The 19,660-nt window shown below is 61.7% G+C and carries 23 protein-coding genes and 3 pseudogenes; 17 read left to right on the forward strand and 9 right to left on the reverse strand.

What is annotated here, in order from left to right; translation table 11 throughout:
* The first annotated feature begins 240 nt into the window (after positions 1-240).
* Together AC0L16_RS28800 and AC0L16_RS28805 are read left to right on the forward strand one after the other, a co-directional pair.
* The gene (locus tag AC0L16_RS28800; protein WP_473624766.1) at positions 241-720 is read left to right on the forward strand and encodes a DUF3828 domain-containing protein; all 480 of its coding nucleotides are present in this window, start codon (positions 241-243) and stop codon (positions 718-720) included.
* A 4-nt stretch (positions 721-724) separates the two neighbouring features.
* Entirely contained in the window at positions 725-1,231 is a 507-nt protein-coding gene (locus AC0L16_RS28805) for a hypothetical protein (RefSeq protein ID WP_473624767.1), read from the forward strand.
* Positions 1,232-1,317: 86 nt separating this feature from the next.
* Here AC0L16_RS28805 and queF read toward each other — a convergent pair whose 3' ends face one another.
* Positions 1,318-1,779 (reverse strand): preQ(1) synthase, encoded by a 462-nt coding sequence (gene queF / locus AC0L16_RS28810; RefSeq protein ID WP_473624768.1) that lies wholly within the window; start codon positions 1,777-1,779, stop codon positions 1,318-1,320.
* Positions 1,780-1,910: 131 nt separating this feature from the next.
* Between queF and AC0L16_RS28815 the strand changes: the two are divergent.
* Positions 1,911-2,361: pseudogene (locus AC0L16_RS28815) on the forward strand (oxidoreductase); the annotation flags it as partial.
* Positions 2,362-2,946: 585 nt separating this feature from the next.
* Here the strand turns inward: AC0L16_RS28815 and AC0L16_RS28820 are convergent.
* Positions 2,947-5,019 (reverse strand): putative bifunctional diguanylate cyclase/phosphodiesterase, encoded by a 2,073-nt coding sequence (locus AC0L16_RS28820; RefSeq protein WP_473624769.1) that lies wholly within the window; start codon positions 5,017-5,019, stop codon positions 2,947-2,949.
* 95 nt (positions 5,020-5,114) lie between these two features.
* On the opposite strand from AC0L16_RS28820, the gene AC0L16_RS28825 reads away from it, so the two are divergent.
* From AC0L16_RS28825 to tdh, 4 genes are read left to right on the forward strand one after another with little or no spacing between them, the layout of a single operon-like run.
* On the forward strand, positions 5,115-5,303 hold the full coding sequence (locus tag AC0L16_RS28825; RefSeq protein ID WP_473624771.1) for a hypothetical protein: 189 nt from the start codon (positions 5,115-5,117) through the stop codon (positions 5,301-5,303).
* Entirely contained in the window at positions 5,300-6,487 is a 1,188-nt protein-coding gene (locus AC0L16_RS28830) for a glycine C-acetyltransferase (protein ID WP_473624772.1), read from the forward strand. Before AC0L16_RS28825 ends, AC0L16_RS28830 begins: the two co-directional genes overlap by 4 nt.
* Before the next feature lie 21 nt (positions 6,488-6,508).
* Complete coding sequence (locus tag AC0L16_RS28835; protein ID WP_473624773.1) at positions 6,509-6,952, forward strand: SRPBCC family protein; 444 nt, start codon at positions 6,509-6,511, stop codon at positions 6,950-6,952.
* Positions 6,953-6,997: 45 nt separating this feature from the next.
* Positions 6,998-8,032, forward strand: a complete 1,035-nt coding sequence (gene tdh, locus AC0L16_RS28840; protein WP_473624775.1) for an L-threonine 3-dehydrogenase — start codon at positions 6,998-7,000, stop codon at positions 8,030-8,032.
* 59 nt (positions 8,033-8,091) lie between these two features.
* On the opposite strand, the gene AC0L16_RS28845 is transcribed toward tdh, so the two are convergent.
* Complete coding sequence (locus AC0L16_RS28845; protein ID WP_473624776.1) at positions 8,092-8,541, reverse strand: MarR family winged helix-turn-helix transcriptional regulator; 450 nt, start codon at positions 8,539-8,541, stop codon at positions 8,092-8,094.
* A gap of 79 nt (positions 8,542-8,620) precedes the next feature.
* Between AC0L16_RS28845 and hmgA the strand changes: the two genes are divergently transcribed.
* From hmgA to AC0L16_RS28885, 8 genes and pseudogenes are all read left to right on the forward strand, one after another.
* Positions 8,621-9,934 (forward strand): homogentisate 1,2-dioxygenase, encoded by a 1,314-nt coding sequence (hmgA, locus tag AC0L16_RS28850; protein WP_473624777.1) that lies wholly within the window; start codon positions 8,621-8,623, stop codon positions 9,932-9,934.
* 11 nt (positions 9,935-9,945) lie between these two features.
* Positions 9,946-10,835, forward strand: a pseudogene (locus AC0L16_RS28855) (MBL fold metallo-hydrolase).
* Between the two features lie 77 nt (positions 10,836-10,912).
* Positions 10,913-11,926: a fumarylacetoacetate hydrolase family protein gene (locus tag AC0L16_RS28860; protein WP_473624779.1), complete on the forward strand. Its 1,014-nt coding sequence runs from the start codon at positions 10,913-10,915 to the stop codon at positions 11,924-11,926.
* Positions 11,923-12,201, forward strand: coding sequence for a hypothetical protein (locus AC0L16_RS28865; RefSeq protein ID WP_473624780.1), 279 nt, complete (start codon positions 11,923-11,925; stop codon positions 12,199-12,201). Before AC0L16_RS28860 ends, AC0L16_RS28865 begins: the two co-directional genes overlap by 4 nt.
* 26 nt (positions 12,202-12,227) lie before the next feature.
* Positions 12,228-12,515, forward strand: a complete 288-nt coding sequence (locus AC0L16_RS28870) for a hypothetical protein (RefSeq protein ID WP_473624781.1) — start codon at positions 12,228-12,230, stop codon at positions 12,513-12,515.
* A gap of 1 nt (position 12,516) precedes the next feature.
* Complete coding sequence (locus AC0L16_RS28875) at positions 12,517-13,065, forward strand: DinB family protein (RefSeq protein ID WP_473624783.1); 549 nt, start codon at positions 12,517-12,519, stop codon at positions 13,063-13,065.
* Positions 13,066-13,115: 50 nt separating this feature from the next.
* Positions 13,116-13,361 (forward strand): BrnT family toxin, encoded by a 246-nt coding sequence (locus AC0L16_RS28880; protein WP_473624784.1) that lies wholly within the window; start codon positions 13,116-13,118, stop codon positions 13,359-13,361.
* Complete coding sequence (locus tag AC0L16_RS28885) at positions 13,358-13,681, forward strand: BrnA antitoxin family protein (RefSeq protein ID WP_473624785.1); 324 nt, start codon at positions 13,358-13,360, stop codon at positions 13,679-13,681. Before AC0L16_RS28880 ends, AC0L16_RS28885 begins: the two co-directional genes overlap by 4 nt.
* 66 nt (positions 13,682-13,747) lie before the next feature.
* On the opposite strand, the pseudogene AC0L16_RS28890 reads toward AC0L16_RS28885, so the two are convergent.
* Positions 13,748-13,988, reverse strand: a pseudogene (locus tag AC0L16_RS28890) (type II toxin-antitoxin system Phd/YefM family antitoxin).
* Between the two features lie 51 nt (positions 13,989-14,039).
* Positions 14,040-15,152 carry a 4-hydroxyphenylpyruvate dioxygenase gene (gene hppD / locus AC0L16_RS28895; protein ID WP_473624787.1) on the reverse strand — a complete coding sequence of 371 codons (1,113 nt, stop codon included), beginning with the start codon at positions 15,150-15,152 and terminating at the stop codon, positions 14,040-14,042.
* Between the two features lie 139 nt (positions 15,153-15,291).
* Between hppD and AC0L16_RS28900 the strand changes: the two genes are divergently transcribed.
* Positions 15,292-15,759: an Lrp/AsnC family transcriptional regulator gene (locus tag AC0L16_RS28900; protein WP_473624795.1), complete on the forward strand. Its 468-nt coding sequence runs from the start codon at positions 15,292-15,294 to the stop codon at positions 15,757-15,759.
* Positions 15,760-15,875: 116 nt separating this feature from the next.
* On the opposite strand, the gene AC0L16_RS28905 is transcribed toward AC0L16_RS28900, so the two are convergent.
* From AC0L16_RS28905 to aztA, 4 genes are all read right to left on the reverse strand, one after another.
* Positions 15,876-16,214, reverse strand: coding sequence for a protein tyrosine phosphatase family protein (locus AC0L16_RS28905; protein ID WP_473624788.1), 339 nt, complete (start codon positions 16,212-16,214; stop codon positions 15,876-15,878).
* A gap of 145 nt (positions 16,215-16,359) precedes the next feature.
* A complete protein-coding gene (aztC, locus tag AC0L16_RS28910) occupies positions 16,360-17,292 on the reverse strand; it encodes a zinc ABC transporter substrate-binding protein AztC (RefSeq protein WP_473624790.1) in 933 nt (310 codons plus the stop codon).
* Positions 17,293-17,311: 19 nt separating this feature from the next.
* Positions 17,312-18,187, reverse strand: a complete 876-nt coding sequence (aztB, locus tag AC0L16_RS28915) for a zinc ABC transporter permease AztB (protein WP_077372084.1) — start codon at positions 18,185-18,187, stop codon at positions 17,312-17,314.
* A complete protein-coding gene (gene aztA / locus AC0L16_RS28920; RefSeq protein WP_077372082.1) occupies positions 18,187-18,987 on the reverse strand; it encodes a zinc ABC transporter ATP-binding protein AztA in 801 nt (266 codons plus the stop codon). Before aztA ends, aztB begins: the two co-directional genes overlap by 1 nt.
* 224 nt (positions 18,988-19,211) lie before the next feature.
* Between aztA and AC0L16_RS28925 the strand changes: the two genes are divergently transcribed.
* A complete protein-coding gene (locus AC0L16_RS28925) occupies positions 19,212-19,556 on the forward strand; it encodes a RidA family protein (protein WP_473624791.1) in 345 nt (114 codons plus the stop codon).
* Positions 19,557-19,660 lie beyond the last annotated feature (104 nt).

A 19,660-nucleotide genomic window follows, 5' to 3' on the forward strand; every position in this document is an offset into this window, starting at 1 on the left:
ATCAATGGCCGCGCAAAAATCATAGTTCAGACTTCCGCGCTTCTACCACATGAACAAGTAGGTGAAGAATTACGCTGTCCACCAGACTTTCGAGATGGATCTCCAGAACGTCTGGCTGGACGCCTGAGTTAACGCCCAAGGGTGCCTGAGTTAACGCCCAAAGGGATTTCATGGGCCGCAAAAAAGCCGGGATGCAGGATTCGTGGTATTGAACGGTCACGAAAGCCTGGAGATTATCGGATGAGACTGATTGTGCTTGCCGCCGCTCTCTCGATCGCAGCGCCTGCGGTCGCCCTGGCCGGGCCGGCCTCCAATGCGGTGAAGTTCTTCTACATGCCCGAGGTCAAGTTCGAGGCCGACGCGAAATACCGCGACCGCTTCACCGAGCCGGTGACAAGGCTGTTCGAACTCAACGACCAGGCGCAGAAGAACAAGCCGGACGAGGTGCCTTGCATCGACTTCGCCCCCGGTCTCGACGCGCAGGACTTTGACGAGAAGACGGTCGCCACGACGCTGAAGCTGTCCGAAGCAGTGGATGGCGACAGCGCCAACGTGACAGTGACGTTCAACCTTTTCCCGGAAGGCGATGGATCCAAACGCGAAATGGTCTGGTCGCTGAAGAAGGTCGACGGCCAGTGGAAGGTTTCCGACATCACCTCGAAGACCAGCGGCTGGACGCTGAGTGCGCTCGAATGCCTGGCTGGCCAGACTCCGGAGTGATGCCATGGCCCGCGCCCTGGCCCTGGCGACTGTGTGCCTGCTGGCCGCGGGTTTGAGCAGCACCGCTGGCCAGGGCCTGTTCGGCGCGCCTCCGCCAGCAGAAAATGCACGGGCAGCTCCGCTGCGGCCGGGTTCGCCGACGGCGGTGGTGAAACCGTTTTACGAGCATGTCGGGCGCGAGCTCGATCCGGCCCAGCGCAGCCATTTCGTTGATCCCGCGAAGTCGGTGCTCGACAAAAGCGATGCGCTGCGGAAATCGGGGCAGGGCGAATGCCTCGATCCCAACATGGCGCTCGACAATGCGGCCTACGACAGGGCCGAGATCGACAACAGCCTGAAGACTGTTGAAGCGGTCAAAGGCGATGAGGCCAAGGTCATCGTCGCCTTTATCGTTGCCGGCAATCCGCACCGGCTGGAATGGAAGTTCAAAAAGGTCGACGGCGACTGGAAGATATCGGACCTTCTGTCGGTGACCGGCGAATGGGCGCTCAGCCAATATCAGTGTGAGTGAGAACGGACCGATGAGTTGATCGCCTGATGGCGATCGAAACCAGAGTTGGCGATCCTGCTGTCCCGCCGGACATCTCGCAGCAGAATTCAGCCGCGCCCGCGATAGGGCGCAACACCGGTGTCGGGCAGCCATGCGCCTTCCGGCGGCGCGCCGGTCTGCCAGAACACGTCGATCGGAATGCCGCCGCGCGGATACCAATAGCCGCCAATCCGCAACCACAGTGGTTTGGTCGCGGCGATGATGCGGCGGCCGATCATGACGGTGCACTCTTCATGGAATGCGCCATGGTTGCGAAACGAGGTCATGAACAGCTTCAGCGACTTCGATTCCACCAGCAGCGTGTCGGGTGCATAGTCGATGACGATGTGGGCGAAGTCCGGCTGGCCGGTGACCGGGCAGAGCGAGGTGAATTCCGGGCAGGTGAAGCGAACGATGGCTGGCGGCCCGTCGCCGCGCGAAAACGGCACGGTCTCCAGGACTGCCGCTTCAGGGGTCTGTGGCGCCTCGACGTTGGTGCCGAGCTGGGTGAGGTTTTTCGTATCGGTCATGAGCGGGTTCCCTACTGCTTGTCGCCCAAAAGCCAGCCCACGGCCCTGACCCGAGGGTGCGCGGTTTTGGGTACGACATGCGCAAAAACAAAAATTTGCCGCTCATTAGCACAATTTGAAACAGGAAGACGATGACCACCAGCGATCCGCTTCTCCAGCCCTATCAGCTCAAACATTTGACGCTGAAGAACCGGGTCATGTCGACCAGCCACGAGCCGGCTTATTCGGAGGACGGCATGCCGAAAGAGCGCTACCGGCTCTACCACGCCGAAAAGGCCAAGGGCGGCATGGCGCTGACCATGACCGCCGGTTCGGCGATCGTCTTGCGCGACAGCCCGGCCGCCTTCGGCAATCTGCATGTCTATGACGACCGCATCGTGCCGTGGCTCACTGAACTCGCCGATGCCTGCCACGAGCATGACTATCCAGATCACCCATCTCGGTCGCCGTACCGACTGGAACAAGGCCGACTGGCTGCCGGTGCTGTCCGCCTCGCCAGTGCGCGAGCCGGCGCACCGCGCCTTTCCGAAGACCATCGAGGACTGGGACATCGAGCGCATCGTTGCCGACTACGCGGTTGCGGAGCTCGGCTCAGACTTCGCTGACGGCTGGCGCGGCGAGCGGCGGGTCGATCAGGTGGTGGTCGAGCACGGCACGCTGCCGCTCGACGATCTCTATCTCGCGCTGAAACCGCTGTCGAAGAACGGCGGCGCGGTCGATTACGAGCGGCTGGTCAATGGTGGCGACATTTTCCCGGCGCGCAATCCGCAAGGCGGTTTCGTGCTCCTGCGCATCGGCGATGCGGTCGCCTCGCGCAACATTCACGCCGCCATCTATGACGGCATCAGGTTCGGCCCGCGGATCTGAAGATCACCTTCGGAATGATTGGTGGCGCGCAGCCGAACCTCCGCAGGGAAGCCAGGCGCGTCGGTCCGATCTGCGCGCCGCAAGGGCGCATCGGCCAGGGTTCGAAGACATAGCGATCGCCGCTACGGCCGAGGTCCACGGTTTGACGATACTGACGGACAACGAGGGTCATTTTGCGCCGCTCGGGGTGCCGATGCTCAACCCGCTGGAGAACTTGCCGCCATTGCGGCAGTCGGCGGCACCTTAGCCGGACTCACCCGTTAGGCGCCATTTCCGAAGCGGCGTGACAAGGTTGGCGCCTTACGCCAGCCTTCCCTGCAGCACCGTCAGCCTGGCTCTCTTCGGCGCCCGCGCGACCAGCCATTCGCGTGTCTGATCCTGCGGCATCGGGAAGGCGATGGAGTAGCCCTGCACCTGGTCGCAGCCGATCGCCATCAGCGAATCGAGCTCAGCCTCGGTTTCGGCGCCCTCGGCGACGATCGAGATGCCAAGGCCGCGGGCGAGTTCGGTGATGGCACGCACGATCTTGGTGTTGTCGCCGTTCGCATTGATGTTCTGGACGAAGCGGCGATCGATCTTCAGCCTGTCGATCTCGTTCGGGTTGACGTGGCTGAGCGACGCGTAGCCGGTGCCGAAATCATCGAGTTCCAGATGGACGCCGCCGGCGCGGATGTGCCGCAGCTTTGCCGCGATGCCGGTCTTCTCGTCGTCGAGGATGACGGATTCGACGATCTCGAGCGACAGTTTTTGTGGCGGCAGCCCAGCCTTTTCCAGCGCGCCGAACAGGAAGGCGTCGAAATCGGCCTCACGCAATTCGGAGCCGGAGACGTTGACGGCGAGCCGTCCGAAGGCAATGCCGGCGCGGTTCCACTCCGCCGCCTCGCCGATTGCCTTGGCGATGACGATGCGGCCGATGGCAGGCATGAGTCCGCATTTCTCGGCGATGGGAATGAACTCGCCCGGTGCGATCATGCCGCGCTCGGCATGTTTCCAGCGAACCAGCGCCTCGATGCCGCCGATCGTGCCGTTCGACAACGAAACCTGTGGCTGGAAATAGACCTGGAACGTCTTCTCCGCGATAGCGATTCTGATGTCATGCTCGAGCCGCTTGCGGTAATCGAGTTCATGCCGCAACGCCTCGGAGAAGAATGAGAGACTGCCGCCACCCTGCTTCTTGGCGGCGTGGAGCGCGAGGTCGGCATGGACGAGCAGATCTTGCGCATTGTCGGCGTCGACCGGATAGACGGCGACGCCGGCGCTGGCGCCCGGCAGGATGGTCGCGCCCCGGTAGACGATCGGTTCGTTGATCTGCGACAGGACGCGCCCGGCGACCGTGTTGATGTCCTCGGTGCCGCCGGCACCGTTGAGGATCATCACGAACTCGTCGCTGCCGAGACGCACGCAGAGATCCGACGCCCGGCAAGAATCACGCATGCGCTGCGCCGTCACCACCAGCACATAATCGCCGGCGGCGTGGCCAAGCGTGTCGTTGATCTGCTTGAACCGGTCGAGGTCGAGGTGGACCGCCGCAAGCCGCTCCCGTCGGCGCTGCGCGCCCTTGATCAGCGTATCGAAATGGTCGGTCAGGAAGGTTCGGTTGTGCAGGCCGGTAAGGCCGTCATGCACGGCGATGAAGGCCATGGAATTGCGGGTATCGATCAGTTCACGCGTCTTGCGCAGGATAGCGTTCGACATCGGCCTGAAGATGAAAAGTGCCACCAGCACGATGACGCTGAGGGTGGTGTAGAACAGCGTTCGATGGAGATCGAGAAGGCTCTCCGATCGCGCGTCGGCTTGGGCGCTGATGCGCTGGCCGAGTGCCGCATAGCCCGACAGGGTCGCATTGGCGACGGAAGCGTCGAGGTTGACGCGCTCGCCGCCACCCTTGTAGCCGCCATTGTCGGCCATGCCGAGTTGCGATTCAAACGCCGAAACCAGGCGTTCGCCGTTGGCGATAAGCCCGACCGAGAAGTAATCGAGATGAAACGGCTTGGCAAAAAGGACGTTCTCGACTGATTTTGGATCGAGCCTTGCCGGTGACGCCGGGTCGGCGACCACACGCTCGAGCAGAAGGTCGTAGTTCCTCTCGAAGTCGGCCGTGGCCTGTTTGAATGCGGTGACCAGAGCCGGTTGTTGGTTGCGCGTAGCTGCTCCTGCCGCGTTGGCAAGGAAGACAATACGTTGCGACAGCACTTTTTGCATGCCGACAATATCGAGCAGCGTGTCGTCGTGCCGATGGCCAGCCATCATCTGCTGGAGTAGGATGAAGGAGGCCATCACCATGGCTGCAATGATCAGCAGCGCCAGCCAATAGCCTGCCTTGATCAGCAATATGAGCTTGCCCGAAATGGTTTGCATCGGTTGCTGCGACATTTTCTGGGGCGGTCCCTCTCGCCGACAGATTGTTGGGTGTGACAACCATTGGCTTGAAAGGTTAACAGCTCCGGAAGCCGACAGAGCAGCCGCGGTTGAAAGCTCGCAAAATGGTTATCGCCCTCTTTCGCGCCGCAGCTGCATTTGAACATCTGCCATTTGGCGGCATTCTGGGGCGGCATTCTGCCACTGACCGTCGGGTCGCCGAAGCCGTCGCTTTTGCGGTGGATTTTTCGCCCGCGCGGGGCGACAGTTCATTCAATCTCAACAGGGCCAGATCATGAGCGCGGCATTCCTCTCCCATATCGACAGCGAGCTCCAAGGGCTGAAATCGGCCGGCCTCTACAAATCCGAGCGGGTGATCACCTCGACGCAATCGGCTAAGATCGACGTGGGCGGCGAGAGGGTGCTGAATTTCTGCGCCAACAATTATCTTGGCCTCGCCGACAGCGCTGACTTGCGCGATGCGGCCAAGCAGGCACTCGACCGCTATGGTTATGGCATGGCGTCGGTGCGTTTCATTTGCGGCACGCAGGAAGAGCACAAGCAGCTCGAGGCGACGATTTCTGGCTTTCTCGGCATGGAGGACACGATCCTATACGGCTCCTGCTTCGACGCTAATGGCGGCCTGTTCGAGACGCTGCTCGGCGAAGAGGATGCGGTAATTTCCGACGCGCTGAACCACGCCTCGATCATCGACGGCGTGCGGCTGTCGAAGGCGAAGCGCTTCCGCTATGCCAACAACGATATGGCCGATCTGGAGGCGCGGCTGAAGGAGGCAAGGGATTGCCGTTTTCGGCTGATCGCCACCGATGGAGTATTCTCCATGGACGGCATCATCGCCAATCTGAAGGGCGTCTGCGATCTTGCCGACAAGTACGATGCAATGGTGATGGTCGACGACAGCCATGCTGTCGGCTTCGTCGGCGAGAACGGGCGCGGCTCGGCCGAGCATTGCGGCGTCGAGGGCAGGGTGGACATCATCACCGGCACGCTGGGCAAGGCGCTGGGCGGCGCGTCGGGCGGCTACACATCGGGCAAGAGCCAGGTGGTCGACTGGCTGCGCCAGCGCTCGCGTCCCTATCTGTTTTCCAACACGCTGATGCCGGCGATCGCCGGCGCCTCGATCCGGGTTTTCGAACTGATCAAAAATGGCGATGCGCTGCGTCAGCGCCTCTATGCCAATGCAGCGCGGTTCCGGTCTGAAATGGGTAAGCTCGGCTTTACGCTGGCCGGCGCCGATCATCCGATCATCCCGGTCATGCTCGGCGATGCGACACTGGCGCAGGAGATGGCGGCGCGCATGCTGAAGCGCGGCATCTATGTCATCGGCTTCTCGTTTCCGGTGGTGCCTAAGGGCCAGGCGCGCATCCGCACGCAGATGTCGGCCGCCCATTCCAGCGCCGATATCGACCGCGCCGTGGCAGCATTTGGCGACGTCGGAAAAGAGCTGGGTGTAATCGCTTGACCCTATCGCAGGAAGCCGGCCATGACGATCGACGTGACGAGCAAGATCGAGATCGCCAGGCCACGCGCGGTCGTCGCCGACTTTTCCGCCGATCTGGACAACGTTCCCCGCTGGTACGTCAATATCAAATCGGTGGAATGGAAAACGCCCCGACCGGCCCGGGCAGGATCGAGAATTGCATTCGTGGCGCAGTTCCTCGGAAGGCGGCTTGTTTACACCTACGAAATCGTCGAGCTCGTGCAGGGCGAACGGCTTGTAATGCGAACCGCCGAAGGGCCGTTTCCCATGGAAACGAGTTATGCGTGGCGGGATGCTGGCGAAGGCCGTACCCATATGGCGCTCAGGAACCGCGGCGCGCCAACCGGCTTTTCCCGTCTGGTTGCCCCGTTCGTGGCTTTGGCCGTCCGGCGTTCGACCGATCGAGATTTGCTGCGACTGAAGAGAATCCTGGAGGCGGCCGCCTGATGCAACCGATTCGTCAAGACAGGCAAGATTTTTGAGGAGCGTCTGATGTCGAACATGATGAAGGCGCTGGTCAAGGCCAAGGCCGAGCCGGGCATCTGGATGGAAGAGGTGCCGGTGCCGGAAATCGGCCCGAACGACGTTCTGATCAAGATCAAGAAGACCGCGATCTGCGGCACCGACGTCCACATCTACAATTGGGACCAGTGGGCGCAGAAGACCGTGCCGGTGCCGATGGTGACCGGCCATGAATTCGTCGGCACGGTCGCCGACTTCGGCGCGGCGGTCACCGAATACAGGATCGGCCAGCGTGTTTCGGGCGAAGGCCACATCGTCTGCGGCCACTGCCGCAACTGCCGCGCGGGCAGGGGGCATCTGTGCCGCAACACCCTGGGCGTCGGCGTCAACCGGCCGGGCGCCTTCGGCGAATATCTGGCGATCCCGCAGCACAACGTCGTGCCGATCCCCGATGACGTGCCCGACGAGATCGCCGCAATCTTCGATCCCCTGGGCAATGCGGTTCACACCGCACTGTCCTTTGATCTGGTCGGCGAGGACGTGCTGGTCACCGGCGCTGGCCCGATCGGCATCATGGGCGCGCTGGTGGCGCAGTGCGTCGGCGCGCGAAAAGTGGTCATCACCGACATCAACCCGGTGCGGCTGGCACTGGCGAAAAAGCTCGGCGTCCAGCATGTGGTCGACGCGTCCAAGGAAAAGCTGCGCGATATCATGCCGGCGCTCGGCATGACCGAAGGTTTTGACGTCGGCCTGGAAATGTCGGGCGCCGCACCCGCTTTCCGCGACATGATCGACGCCATGAACAATGGCGGCAAGATCGCCATTCTGGGCATCGCGCCGACCGGCTTCGAGATCGACTGGAACAAGGTCATCTTCAAGATGCTGCATCTCAAGGGCATTTATGGCCGCGAAATGTTCGAGACCTGGTACAAGATGATCGCGCTGGTGCAGGGTCCACTCGATGTCAGCGGGTTGATCACCCACCGCATCGGCATTGACGACTTCCAGACCGGGTTCGACGCGATGCGCAGCGGCAATTCGGGCAAGGTGGTGATGGATTGGTGAGTGTTTGGCCGGGTGCCGTTCCGGAATGTGGAGGGACAGCACCCGGGTGGGAAGGATCGCTACGTCGTTGATCTATCCAATGCCCCCTTAAGTGCCGCGATCCCTTCCGTGACCGCCGCTCGCTCGCTGGCGTTCAGCCTTCCCAGCAAGTCCCGCTCGAATGCCTTCGCCAACGGCACCATCTCGCGATAGGCGGTCAGGCCAGCCTGGGTCAGCGTCAAATGCTCGACACGGCGGTCTTTTCCATCCGGTTTTCGCGTCAGCCAGCGGCGCCGTTCGAGTTCGGCGACGGCGCGCGAAACCTTGGTCTTGTGCATGGCCGACTGCTCGCCGAGCGCTGTTGCCGTCATCGTCCCGTGCTGGCCGAGACCGGCCAGCGTGCGCCATTCGGGCCGGGTCAGGCCGTGGCGGTCCTTGTAAACCTTGGAAAATTCGCGGCTGACAGCATCGGCAAGGCGATAGAGCCGGTAGGGCAGGAAGCTTTCAAGTTCGAGGGTGTCAGCCTCCATGGTCTGCTCCATCACGATTGATAGTTACATTTTCGATGGTTACAAACGAAACCAATTTGGTCAATCCAGGGAGGATGCCATGGCCTTTTCCTACATGCCGGGGTTCGGCAACGACTTCGAAACCGAGACTTTGCCTGGTTCGCTGCCGCAAGGGCGGAATTCGCCGCAGCGGCCGGCCTACGGCCTCTATGCCGAGCAGCTTTCGGGCTCGCCCTTCACCGCGCCGCGCGGCACCAATGAGCGTTCCTGGCTTTATCGCATCAGGCCGAGCGTCAGGCACACCGGCCGCTTCAAGGCGGCGAACTATCCGCTGTGGAAAAGCGCGCCGAATGTCGGTGACCACGAACTGGCGCTTGGCCAGTACCGCTGGAACCCGGTGCCGATGCCGAAGGAACCGACCGACTTCATTGCCGGCATGCGCTCGATCACCACCGCCGGCGACGTGCTCGGCCAGACCGGCATGGCCGCCCATGTCTATGTCGCCAACCGCTCGATGGCCGACGACCATTTCTTCAACGCCGACGGCGAGTTGCTTGTCGTGCCGCAAGTGGGGGCGCTGCGCTTCGTCACCGAGATGGGCGTCATCGAATTGCGACCGGGCGAGATCGCCGTGCTGCCGCGCGGCCTCGTGTTCAAGGTCGAACTGGTCGATGAAACAGTGCGCGGCTATGTCTGCGAGAACTACGGCGCCAAGCTGACGCTGCCGGATCGTGGCCCGATCGGCGCCAATTGCCTGGCCAATCCGCGCGATTTCAAGACGCCTTGCGCCTGGTTTGAGGACAAGGAGACGCCGTGCCGGCTGATCGTGAAATGGTGCGGCCAGTTCCATGTCACCGAACTCGATCATTCGCCGCTGGATGTGGTGGCGTGGCACGGCAATTACTCGCCCTACAAATATGATCTTGCAACGTTTTCGCCGGTCGGTGCGATCCTGTTCGACCATCCCGATCCGTCGATCTTCACGGTGCTGACCGCGCCGAGCGGCGAAGAGGGCACCGCCAACATCGACTTCGTCATCTTCCCGCCGCGCTGGCTGGTGGCCGAAAACACGTTCCGCCCGCCCTGGTATCATCGCAACATCATGAGCGAGTTCATGGGCTTGATCCACGGCCAGTACGACGCCAAGGAAGAGGGTTTCGTTCCGGGCGGCATCAGCCTGCACAATCTGATGCTGGCCCACGGGCCTGACGCGTCTGGCTTCGAAAAGGCCTCGCGCGCCGAGCTGAAACCGGTCAAGCTCGACAACACCATGGCCTTCATGTTCGAGACCCGATTCCCGCAGATGCTGACCCGCTACGCCGCCGAGGTTGAAACCCGGCAGGACAATTACATCGACTGCTGGGCCGATCTGAAGAAGCGCTTCAACGGCACGCCGGAGGGCGACTGGTCTTGAGCGCTAATCCAATCCGGGATCGGCTGGTGCTGCTGGGCTCGAAGGGCGGCCCGGCGCTCCGGCCGGGCGGTCCGTGGCCGAGTTCGTCGCTGCTGAAGTTCGGCGGACGTACCATCGTCGTCGATTGCGGGCTTGGCGTGACACGCGGGCTGGCCGAGACCGGCATCAGCTTGAAGTCGCTCGATCTGGTCTTCATCACGCATCTGCATTCCGACCATGTGCTGGAACTCGGTCCGCTGATCCACACCGCCTGGACGGCGGGTCTGGCGACACCGGTCACCGTCTTCGGCCGCCCGGCACCGGCCATTACTGGCAGCGCTTTTGCCAAGCGATGGAATTCGACATCGAGATCCGCATCGTCGATGAAGGGCGGCCTGATATCGCAGATATGGTGTCGATCATCGAGTTCGGCGAAGGCCGGGTGATGGACGAGCGCGGCCTGAAGGTCTTCGCGCTGCGCGTCGACCATCCGCCGGTGACCGACTGCCTTGCGCTGCGTTTCGAGCATGCCGGACAGAGCGTGGTGTTTTCCGCCGATACGGCGTTCTTTCCGCCATTGGCCGATTTCGCCAAAGGCGCCGACATTCTCGTCCATGAAGCCATGCTGGAACAAGGCATCGAGCGGCTCGTCGCGAAAACCGGCAATGGCGCGCGGCTCAGAGAGCATCTGCTCGCCAGCCATACTTTTGCTGAGGAGGCGGGGCGCATCGCCAGTGACGCAGGAGCCAAAAAACTGGTGCTCAACCACCTCATTCCGGCCGACGATCCCGAGATCGGCGAGGCCGATTGGATCGCGGCCGTCAGGAAAACATGGGCCGGAGACTTGACGATCGCTCGCGACGGCCTTGTTGTGGGGCTGGAGCATGATCCCGAACCGAAGGACCGCGCTAGCGAAAAGTGAGAACCGCTTTCGGAAGCGATTATTGCGCAGAACAAAATTCAAAGCGGCACCAAAGCCGCATCAGGAGAGGAAACCGCATGAAGCTTGCCACATTGAAGGACGGGACGCGCGACGGAAAGCTGGTCGTCGTCTCGCGCGACCTGACGCGCTTCACCGATGCCTCGTTTCTGGTGCCGACGCTGCAGGCAGCGCTCGACGACTGGAGCCGGATCGCGCCGCATCTGGCGACAATAGCGGAATCGCTGGAGAACAATGCGGTGCCGTCAGCGCGCTTTCACGAGCATGATGCCCATTCGCCGTTGCCGCGCGCCTACCAGTGGGCTGATGGCTCGGCCTATGTGAATCATGTCGAACTGGTGCGGAAGGCGCGCGGCGCCGAGATGCCGGCAAGCTTCTGGACCGATCCGCTGATCTACCAGGGTGGATCAGACAGTTTCATCGCGCCGCGTGATCCGATCCGCACGGTCGACGAGGCTCTTGGCGTCGACATGGAAGGGGAAGTCGCTGTCATTGTCGACGATGTGCCGATGGGCGCAAGCCTTGATGAGGCGCGGGCCGCGATCCGGCTGGTCATGCTGGTCAATGACGTCACGCTGCGCTCCCTGACTGCGCCAGAGCTTGCCAAGGGTTTTGGCTTCTTCCAATCAAAGCCGTCCTCTGCGTTTTCGCCCGTCGCGGTGACGCCGGACGAACTGGGCGAGGCCTGGGATGGCGGCAAGGTCAGCCTGCCGCTGCTGGTCGATCTCAACGGCATGCCGTTCGGCCGCGCCAACGCCGGCGTCGACATGACCTTCGATTTTCCGGCGCTGATTGTCCATGCCGCGAAAACCCGGCCGCTGGCCGCCGGCACCATCATCGGTTCGGGCACGGTTTCCAACAAGCTCGACGGCGGCCCCGGCAAGCCGGTGTCGGCGGGCGGCGCCGGTTATTCCTGCATTGCCGAGTTGCGCATGATCGAGACGATCGGGGCCGGCGAACCGACAACCCCGTTCCTGCGCCTTGGCGATACCGTACGCATAGAGATGAAGGACAGGACCGGACATTCGATATTTGGTGCGATCGAGCAGAAGGTCGAGAAATACGGAGAATGACAGGCGGGACGGTCTATCTTCTGTGCGGCGTCTGGGCTCTTCTCATGCTGGCGATCTTCATCCAGGCGATCCGGCTGAGCTATCGCATCGAGGCGCGTTCGCCTGACCTTACCAACCGCAGCGGCTTTCCGCGCAACGCGATGATGTTCCACGTCGTCACCAACATGAACGTCGCGCGGGACGAGGAGACGCAAGCCATGCGCCGGCGCGTGAACCGGCTGCGCTTCTGTGGGCGGGCGTGTCCTTGGTCCAGTCAGCGGAGCGATCTAGCTTAATAGTTCCGAACGCGGGTGGACCCAAGATGCCCTACACCGCTACTTACCTTTGGTTCGTGGGAATTTGTAGCATCGCTACTGCCTGGCTTTTGATTTCGGCGATCCGGCTCTGCCGTCAGGTCGAGGATCGATCTGAAAGACTGCGTAACTTCAGTACCGTGGCGCGTCTGCCGAAGCTTGTTAACGTCGCTATAAATCGGGACGTTGCGAGCGATGTTGAAACGCAGGCGCTGCGCCGTGGTATGATCGCCCGTCTGCTAGCCATAGGTGCTATCGGTTTCGCTGTGAATTTGGTTGCCTGGACTGGTGTGTGACGTGGACCTGCTCGACCATCTGCGCCGCATGGGGCGCAACAATCTCTGGTCGAACGACCGGCTCTATCGCGCCGTGCTGCAGCTTGAGCCCGGCGAATTCGAAGCCGAGCGCACCAGCTTCTTTCCGTCGATCAAGGCGACGCTCAACCACATCCTGGCGGTCGATCATCTTTATCTCGATTTTCTCGAAGAGGGCGGTGTTGGGGCCGCGGCCCATGACGATTTCGTGCCGTTCAATGAACCACAAGCGCTGTTTGCCGCCCAGGGCGCATCCGATCGGCGATTGATCGCCTTTTGCGATCATTTGTCGGCGGCCGATCTCGACCGCCGTGTCATCACCGACCGAGGCGAGGACGGAAAAATACCGGAGCGCATCGGCGACCTGCTCGCCCACCTCTTCATCCACGATATCCATCATCGCGGCCAAGTGCACGCCATGCTGTCCGGCACCTCGGTAAAGCCGCCGCAACTCGACGAATTCTTCCTCGACTATGATCTGAAACTCAGGAAAGCGGAGGTCGAGCGGTTGGCGATTGATGGCGGCAATTAATTGTAGTTACGAAAATTCTTGACTTAATTATTGTAGGTACATAAATTTCGATGAAGATCGTCTGGGACGAGATCAAGCGGCGGGCGAACATCTCGAAACATGGGATGGACTTCGCGGACCTTGAAATCGATTTCTTCTATGCCGCTACCATCCTGCCAGCACAGGGCAAGCGCTTCATGGCGATCGGCGGCATTGGAGGGATTGCGGTTACCGTCGTTTTCTCACGCCTTGGAAGCGAGGCTGTTTCCATCGTTTCCATGCGGCCCGCCAGCGAGAAGGAAAGGAGTGTCCGATGATGGCTAGGAAGCCAAACATCACCGAGCCTGACAAGAAGTTCAAGCCAAGTAAAGGCTTCACCAAAGCCGATTGGGACGCAGTGGACAGCCCGGAGGCCACCGAGGAGCAGATTGCACAAGCTCGTCCCTTCGCTGAAGTTTTTCCGGACCTCGCCGAAAGCATTCGCCGGTCGCGCGGGCGGCCGGCGCTCGACAATCCGAAGAAGCAGGTGACACTCCGGCTCGATAGTGACGTGGTCGCCCGCTTTCGTGCCGACGGGCCCGGCTGGCAGAGCCGCATCAACGACATTCTGCGCAAGGCCGCCGGCCTCACCAAGTAAGCTTCGGTGCTTGGAGCTTGCTCCTCCGCCTACTGGTGCGACGTCATTGATTGGCGCACGTGTCCATCATTTGACATACCCGCCCCATTCAGGTCCGCCCCATTCAGGGCCGAGTTCGTCAAAGTCATCAGCGATACGGATCTTGCCTTTCAAGGCGCCGATGCGAGGCAGGTGCTCTGCGGTAGCCGGCGGCACGAGGCGAGCCGCGACTTTGCCGTAAGCGCGTGAGCACTACCTCCTCACCGGCTTCCGCACGCCTGACGAGTTCCGACAATTTGGCCTTGGCCTCGGCGACAGGAATATTCATGGCTGGAATCTGAGCCACAACCGATCCAACCGCAAGAGGTTAGGCCGCTGGCTACTCCGCCGCCTGCACCTTCAGCACGCCGCGCTTGATCTGGTCCTGCTCGATCGATTCGAACAGCGCCCGGAAATTGCCCTCGCCAAAACCCTCGTCGCCCTTCCTCTGGATGAATTCGAAGAAGATCGGCCCGATCACGGTTTTCGAGAAGATCTGCAGCAGGATCTTGGTCGTGCCGCCGTCAACCACGCCTTCGCCGTCGATCAGGATGCCGTGCTTTTTCATCAGCTCGATCGGCTCGTCATGGCCGTGCACGCGGGCATGAGACATCTCATAATAGGTTTCCGGCGGGCCGGGCATGAACTTCAGCCCGTTGGCGGCCAACCTGTCGGTGGCGCCGTAGATCTCGTCCGTGCCGACGGCGATGTGCTGGATGCCTTCGCCATTGTACTTCTTCAGATATTCGGCGATCTGGCTGGTCTCGTCCTTGGACTCGTTGAGCGGGATGCGGATCTTGCCGCAGGGCGAGGTGATGGCGCGGCTGACAAGGCCGGTGATCTTGCCGTCGATGTCGAAGAAATGGATCTGCTTGAAGCCGAACAGGTCACGATAGAAATCCCACCATTTGTCCATATTGCCGCGATAGACATTGTGGGTGAGGTGGTCGAGATAATAGAAGCCGACGCCTTCCGGCTTCGGGTCGCGCTCGCCCAGCCAGTCGAATTCGGCTTCGTAGGCCGAGCCTTTGTCGCCGTAGACCTCGATGAAATAAAGCAGCGAGCCGCCAATGCCTGAGATCGCCGGCACATCGAGCGCCTTGTCAACGCCTTCATAGGGTGTGGCGCCCTTGGCGACAGCATGGTCGAACGCGTGCTTGGCATCGACCACCCGCCAGGCCATCGAGGAAGCGCAGGGGCCGTGCTTGTCGACGAATTTCATCGCATGCGAGCCGGGTTCGGCATTGACGACATAGTTGATGTCGCCCTGCCGCCAGACGGTGATGTTCTTGGTGCGGTGCTTGGCTACCGGTACATAGCCCATGCGGGTAAAAAGGTCGGCGAGCTTTTCCGGTTCGGGATGCGCGAACTCGACGAATTCGAAGCCGTCGGTGCCGGCGGGATTGGCCTTGCTGATCGTTGCGGGCGGTGCATCGTGCGGGAAAGGACCCATGGTGTTGTCCTCCTAAAGCTGCTTGGCCGCAAAGGGCCATTTGACGCTACTATAGCGCGGAGCAGGCCCATGGTGCTTGCATTCAAACGCTTTAAACGAATAGATCATGCGGGAATTGTGCATGGTGGATGAAAAAATCATGGATGAGGCGCGCATAGACCAGTTTGACCGCAAGATAATGGCTCTCTTGCAGGACGACGCACGGCTGACCAACAACGATTTGTCGGAACGGGTGAACCTGTCGGCGTCGCAATGTTCGCGTCGCCGCCAGAGGCTGGAGGAGGACGGCTATATCAGGGGCTATCGCGCGGTGCTCGACCGCGACAAGCTCGGCTTCTCACTGGTCAACGTCATCTCGGTGACGCTCGCCACCCACAACCGCGACAATGCGCGGCGCTTCGGCGAGTTGGTGGCGCGGTTGCCGCAGGTGCAGGAGGCGCACGCGCTGACCGGCGAGATGGATTACATCCTGAAAGTGGTGACGCCCGACCTGAAATCGCTGTCGGAATTCGTCAACGACGTGCTCCTGCCGCACGAATCCGTGCAGCATGTGAAGACGGCGATCGTGCTGGAAACGCTGAAGGAAACCGGCGCGCTGCCGATTTAATGCATGTCGCGCAAAAGCATGCCCTCGGGCCTGACCCGCAGCGGTTTTGCGATCACGACATGCATAAAACAGCAACCTAAAGCGCGTCGCATGAGGCCGGTCAAACGCGAAGCGCTTTAGCCCTTCGACTGCTGGATCAGTCCAAAAAGGTTGGTGCAGCGTGCGCCGGAACGGCAATAGGCGAAGATCGGGCCTTCGAGTTCATCGAGCGCCTCAGCCTGGTCCTCGACATTTTGGGTCGTGATCTGGCCGCTGATGACCGGGATGTAGCGAAAGGTAAGCCCGGCGGCTTCGACTGCCGCTTTGACCGTGTCCGCCGAAGGCTGGCCGGGCTGCTCGTCATCAGGCCGGTTGCAGATGACGCTCTTGAAGCCGGCGGCCTTGATGGCGGCGACTTCTTCGGGCTGGATCTGGCCGGAAACCGAATAGTCCTCGGTGATCTGACGATAGTCCATGTTTCCTCGCAAAACTGGTTTGGCCGCAGTCTTGCCACTCCCCGACGAGATCAGCAATCCGCGCAGCATGAAATCCCATGCGCAGATAGTTATTTTCGACGGAGAATCCAACCGAGCCGACGCGGCCCGGCTGGATAGGAAGGCATCAGCTTCCGAGGATCGCGCCTTTGATCTGGGCGATGTTGTTGTGCATCAGGTCGATATAGGTCGAGGCCGGGCCGTCGGGTTGCGACAGCGCATCCGAATAAAGCGTGCCGCCAACCTTGGTGCCGGTCTCGCTGGCGATCTGCTCGATCAGCCGCGCGTTGCTGATGTTCTCGATGAAGACGGCCGCCGCCTTGTCCTGCTTCACCTGGCCGACCAGCTTGGCGACGTCGGCAGCGGACGGCTCCGACTCGGTCGACACCCCTTCGGGCGCCAGGAAGGTGAGGCCATAGGCCTTCTCGAAATAGCCGAAGGCGTCATGCGAGGTGATGACGACGCGCTTCTCTTCCGGGATCGACTGGATCGCCGTCTGCACTTCGCCCTCAAGCGCGTCGAGTTTCTCGGTATAGGAGGCGGCATTGGCCTTGTAGCTGTCGCAACCCTCAGCGTCGGCGGTGCAGAAGGCGTCGGCGATGTTCTTCACATAGATCTTGGCATTGGCGATCGACTGGAAGGCATGCGGATCGGTCTCGCCATCAGTATGGGCGCCTTCAGCGGCATCGGCATCGGCGAATTCGGGTTTGAAGTTGATTGGCGTGACGCCCTTGGTCAAAACGGCGATCGTCGCCTTGGTGGCGCTGGCGTCGACCAGGCGCTGCAAAAAGCCTTCGAAATGCAGGCCGTTGACCAGCACCACATCCGCACCCGCCATCGCCACCGCGTCAGCCGGGCTCGGCTCGTAGACGTGGGCATCGCCATCCGGCCCGACGATGGTGGTCAGATTGATCCGGTCGCCGCCGACATTTTTGGCGAAATCGGCAATGATCGTGAAGCTGGCTACTACTTTCAACGGCTCCGCGAGGGCCGATGACGCGCCAAAGGCTGACAATGTTACAACGCCCACTGCCAGGGCGGCGCGGATCGATTTCAGCATGGACAGCACTCCTCTGGGGTCAGGCGGTTCTGTGGCGATGATGGATAATACGGGCGCGCAGGATGCCGCGCGTGCCGAACAGGATCGAGGCAAAATAGACAACGCCGGCCGACAGGATGATGGCCGGGCCGGAAGGCAGCGACACGTGGTAGGACAAAAGCAGCCCGGCCACGCAAGAGGCAAAGCCGATCAGCACCGCCAGCACGCACATCGGTTCGACGCGCATGGTCCAGAAGCGGGCGGCGGCCGCAGGCAGCATCATCAGCCCGACGGATAGCAGCGTGCCGAGCGCCTGGAAGCCGCCGACCAGGTTGAGCACGACGAGGCCGAGGAAGATGAAATGCACCGGGCTGCCCAGCCGGCTGACCGAACGCAGGAACAGCGGGTCGAGACATTCGGCGACGAGCCCCCGCCAGAAGATGGCGAGGCTGACCAGCGTGACCAGCACGATGCCGCCGATCAGCGTCAGCGCTTCATTGTTGAGTGCGAGCACGGTGCCGAACAGCACATGCATGAGATCGACGCTGGAGCCGCGGATCGACACCATCAGCACGCCGATCGCCAGCGAAATCAGGTAGAAGGCCGCCATCGAAGCGTCCTCGCGCTGGATGGTGAAGCGCGAGACGGCGCCGGCGCCGAGCGCGACGATGATGCCGGCAATCAGCCCGCCGATGGTCATCGGCAGGATTTCCAGCCCATAGAACAGGAAACCGGCGGCAGCACCCGGCAGGATGGCGTGGGCCATGGCGTCGCCGGAAAGGCTCATGCGCCGCAGCATCAGGAACACGCCGACCGGGCAGGCGCCGAGCGACAGCATCAGCGAGCCGGCAAGCGCCCGCTGCATGAAGGCGAATTCGGCGAACGGAGCGATGAGAAGACCGTAGAGCGTGTCCATCATGCTGCCCGCGGCCCGGAGCCGTGATGATGGTCGTGCGCATGGTCGTGCCCATGGTCACCGTGCTTGTCGGGCTCGCACCAGGGCGCGTTCTCCTCCCAGGCTTCGTGGAAGCGGCGCGCGCGCAACAGGTTTTCCGGCCGCAGCGTTTCCCTGGTTTCGCCCCAGGCGATTGGCTGGCGCGCCAGCAGCAGCGTCTCGGGGAAGTTCTGGCGCACCAGTTCCAGATCGTGGACGACAACCAAAATCGTGCGTTCCTCGCCATGCCAGCGCTTGATCAGTGCGATCAGGTCGCCGACGGTCTTGGTATCGACGGCGTTGAACGGCTCATCGAGCAGGATGAGATCGGCGTCCTGCAGCAGCACGCGGGCGAACAGCGTGCGCTGCAGCTGGCCGCCCGACAGCGTGTCGATCGGGCGCTTCTCGAAGCCGCCGAGGCCGACAGCCATCAGCGCCTGGCTGACCGAATCGCGATCTTCCCTGGTGTAGCGGCCAAGCAGCCCGCGCCGTGGCCATAGGCCGAGCGAAACCAGATCAACGACCCGGGCGGGAAAGGAGCGGTCGAGTTCCGACTGTTGCGGCAGATAAGCAGCGCGCACGCCGGGCGCCCGGACAACCGTGCCGGCCATCGGCTTCAACACGCCGACGATACCCTTCATCAGGGTCGACTTGCCAGAGCCATTGGCGCCGACGACGGCAGTCAGCGACCCTCGGCGGATCGTGCCATCGAGATGATGGATAGCCGGATGGCTGTTGTAGCCCAACGTCAGGTCGCGGAATGTCAGGCAGGTTTTGGTCATGTGACGATCCGTGGGACACGACTAATACGGCAGCGGCGCTGGATATGTGATGTTATTACATTAGTCAACAAGTCAATCCGGCGGAATTGCGGCGACCGGAGCAATTTGGCGTGTGCCTATTTTCGCCCCACGCCTGCTGGCTCAAGAGGATTCGCTCATGCAACCTTGCCCCCAGCGAACCGCGACTCTAAAGAGGCGCGACCCACAAAGGAAGGAAACGTCCAATGAGCATTCGTCGCATCGATGTTGGCCCACGCATGAGCCAGATCGTCATCCACGGCAACACCGTCTATCTGGCTGGTCAGGTCGGCGAACCGGGCGGAAACGTCGGCGCCCAGACCAGGGAGATCCTGGCGGCCATCGACGAATTGCTGGCCAAGGCCGGCACCGACAAGACCAAGATCCTGCAAGCGATCATCTGGCTGGCCGACATGAGCACCTTTGCCGAGATGAACGCGGAATGGGACAAGTGGGTGCCACAGGGCCATACCCCGGCCCGCGCCACCGGCGAGGCCAAGCTTGCCGGGCCGGAATATCTGGTCGAGATTATTATTACTGCAGCGATTTGAGATGCGGCTCTTTACCCTCCCCGTCGAGGGCAGGGGAATCGCATTTGAGTAGATGGGAAATGGCTTGCCATTTGCCGGGTTGTGGATTCTTGGGATGACTCCGT

Source organism: Mesorhizobium sp. WSM4848 (assembly GCF_055811375.1).

What these genes read in the sequence shown, in the direction of transcription:
- AC0L16_RS28925 (WP_473624791.1), top strand. Translation starts at nt 19,212, where the DNA reads ATGAGCATTCGTCGCATCGATGTTGGCCCACGCATGAGCCAGATCGTC.
- hppD (WP_473624787.1), bottom strand. Translation starts at nt 15,152, where the DNA reads ATGGGTCCTTTCCCGCACGATGCACCGCCCGCAACGATCAGCAAGGCC.
- AC0L16_RS28870 (WP_473624781.1), top strand. Translation starts at nt 12,228, where the DNA reads ATGCCCTACACCGCTACTTACCTTTGGTTCGTGGGAATTTGTAGCATC.
- AC0L16_RS28905 (WP_473624788.1), bottom strand. Translation starts at nt 16,214, where the DNA reads ATGGACTATCGTCAGATCACCGAGGACTATTCGGTTTCCGGCCAGATC.
- AC0L16_RS28865 (WP_473624780.1), top strand. Translation starts at nt 11,923, where the DNA reads ATGACAGGCGGGACGGTCTATCTTCTGTGCGGCGTCTGGGCTCTTCTC.
- AC0L16_RS28900 (WP_473624795.1), top strand. Translation starts at nt 15,292, where the DNA reads ATGGATGAGGCGCGCATAGACCAGTTTGACCGCAAGATAATGGCTCTC.
- tdh (WP_473624775.1), top strand. Translation starts at nt 6,998, where the DNA reads ATGTCGAACATGATGAAGGCGCTGGTCAAGGCCAAGGCCGAGCCGGGC.
- AC0L16_RS28805 (WP_473624767.1), top strand. Translation starts at nt 725, where the DNA reads ATGGCCCGCGCCCTGGCCCTGGCGACTGTGTGCCTGCTGGCCGCGGGT.
- AC0L16_RS28885 (WP_473624785.1), top strand. Translation starts at nt 13,358, where the DNA reads ATGATGGCTAGGAAGCCAAACATCACCGAGCCTGACAAGAAGTTCAAG.
- aztB (WP_077372084.1), bottom strand. Translation starts at nt 18,187, where the DNA reads ATGGACACGCTCTACGGTCTTCTCATCGCTCCGTTCGCCGAATTCGCC.
- AC0L16_RS28845 (WP_473624776.1), bottom strand. Translation starts at nt 8,541, where the DNA reads ATGGAGGCTGACACCCTCGAACTTGAAAGCTTCCTGCCCTACCGGCTC.
- AC0L16_RS28800 (WP_473624766.1), top strand. Translation starts at nt 241, where the DNA reads ATGAGACTGATTGTGCTTGCCGCCGCTCTCTCGATCGCAGCGCCTGCG.
- aztC (WP_473624790.1), bottom strand. Translation starts at nt 17,292, where the DNA reads ATGCTGAAATCGATCCGCGCCGCCCTGGCAGTGGGCGTTGTAACATTG.
- AC0L16_RS28860 (WP_473624779.1), top strand. Translation starts at nt 10,913, where the DNA reads ATGAAGCTTGCCACATTGAAGGACGGGACGCGCGACGGAAAGCTGGTC.
- AC0L16_RS28820 (WP_473624769.1), bottom strand. Translation starts at nt 5,019, where the DNA reads ATGTCGCAGCAACCGATGCAAACCATTTCGGGCAAGCTCATATTGCTG.
- AC0L16_RS28830 (WP_473624772.1), top strand. Translation starts at nt 5,300, where the DNA reads ATGAGCGCGGCATTCCTCTCCCATATCGACAGCGAGCTCCAAGGGCTG.
- queF (WP_473624768.1), bottom strand. Translation starts at nt 1,779, where the DNA reads ATGACCGATACGAAAAACCTCACCCAGCTCGGCACCAACGTCGAGGCG.
- AC0L16_RS28835 (WP_473624773.1), top strand. Translation starts at nt 6,509, where the DNA reads ATGACGATCGACGTGACGAGCAAGATCGAGATCGCCAGGCCACGCGCG.
- AC0L16_RS28880 (WP_473624784.1), top strand. Translation starts at nt 13,116, where the DNA reads ATGAAGATCGTCTGGGACGAGATCAAGCGGCGGGCGAACATCTCGAAA.
- aztA (WP_077372082.1), bottom strand. Translation starts at nt 18,987, where the DNA reads ATGACCAAAACCTGCCTGACATTCCGCGACCTGACGTTGGGCTACAAC.
- hmgA (WP_473624777.1), top strand. Translation starts at nt 8,621, where the DNA reads ATGGCCTTTTCCTACATGCCGGGGTTCGGCAACGACTTCGAAACCGAG.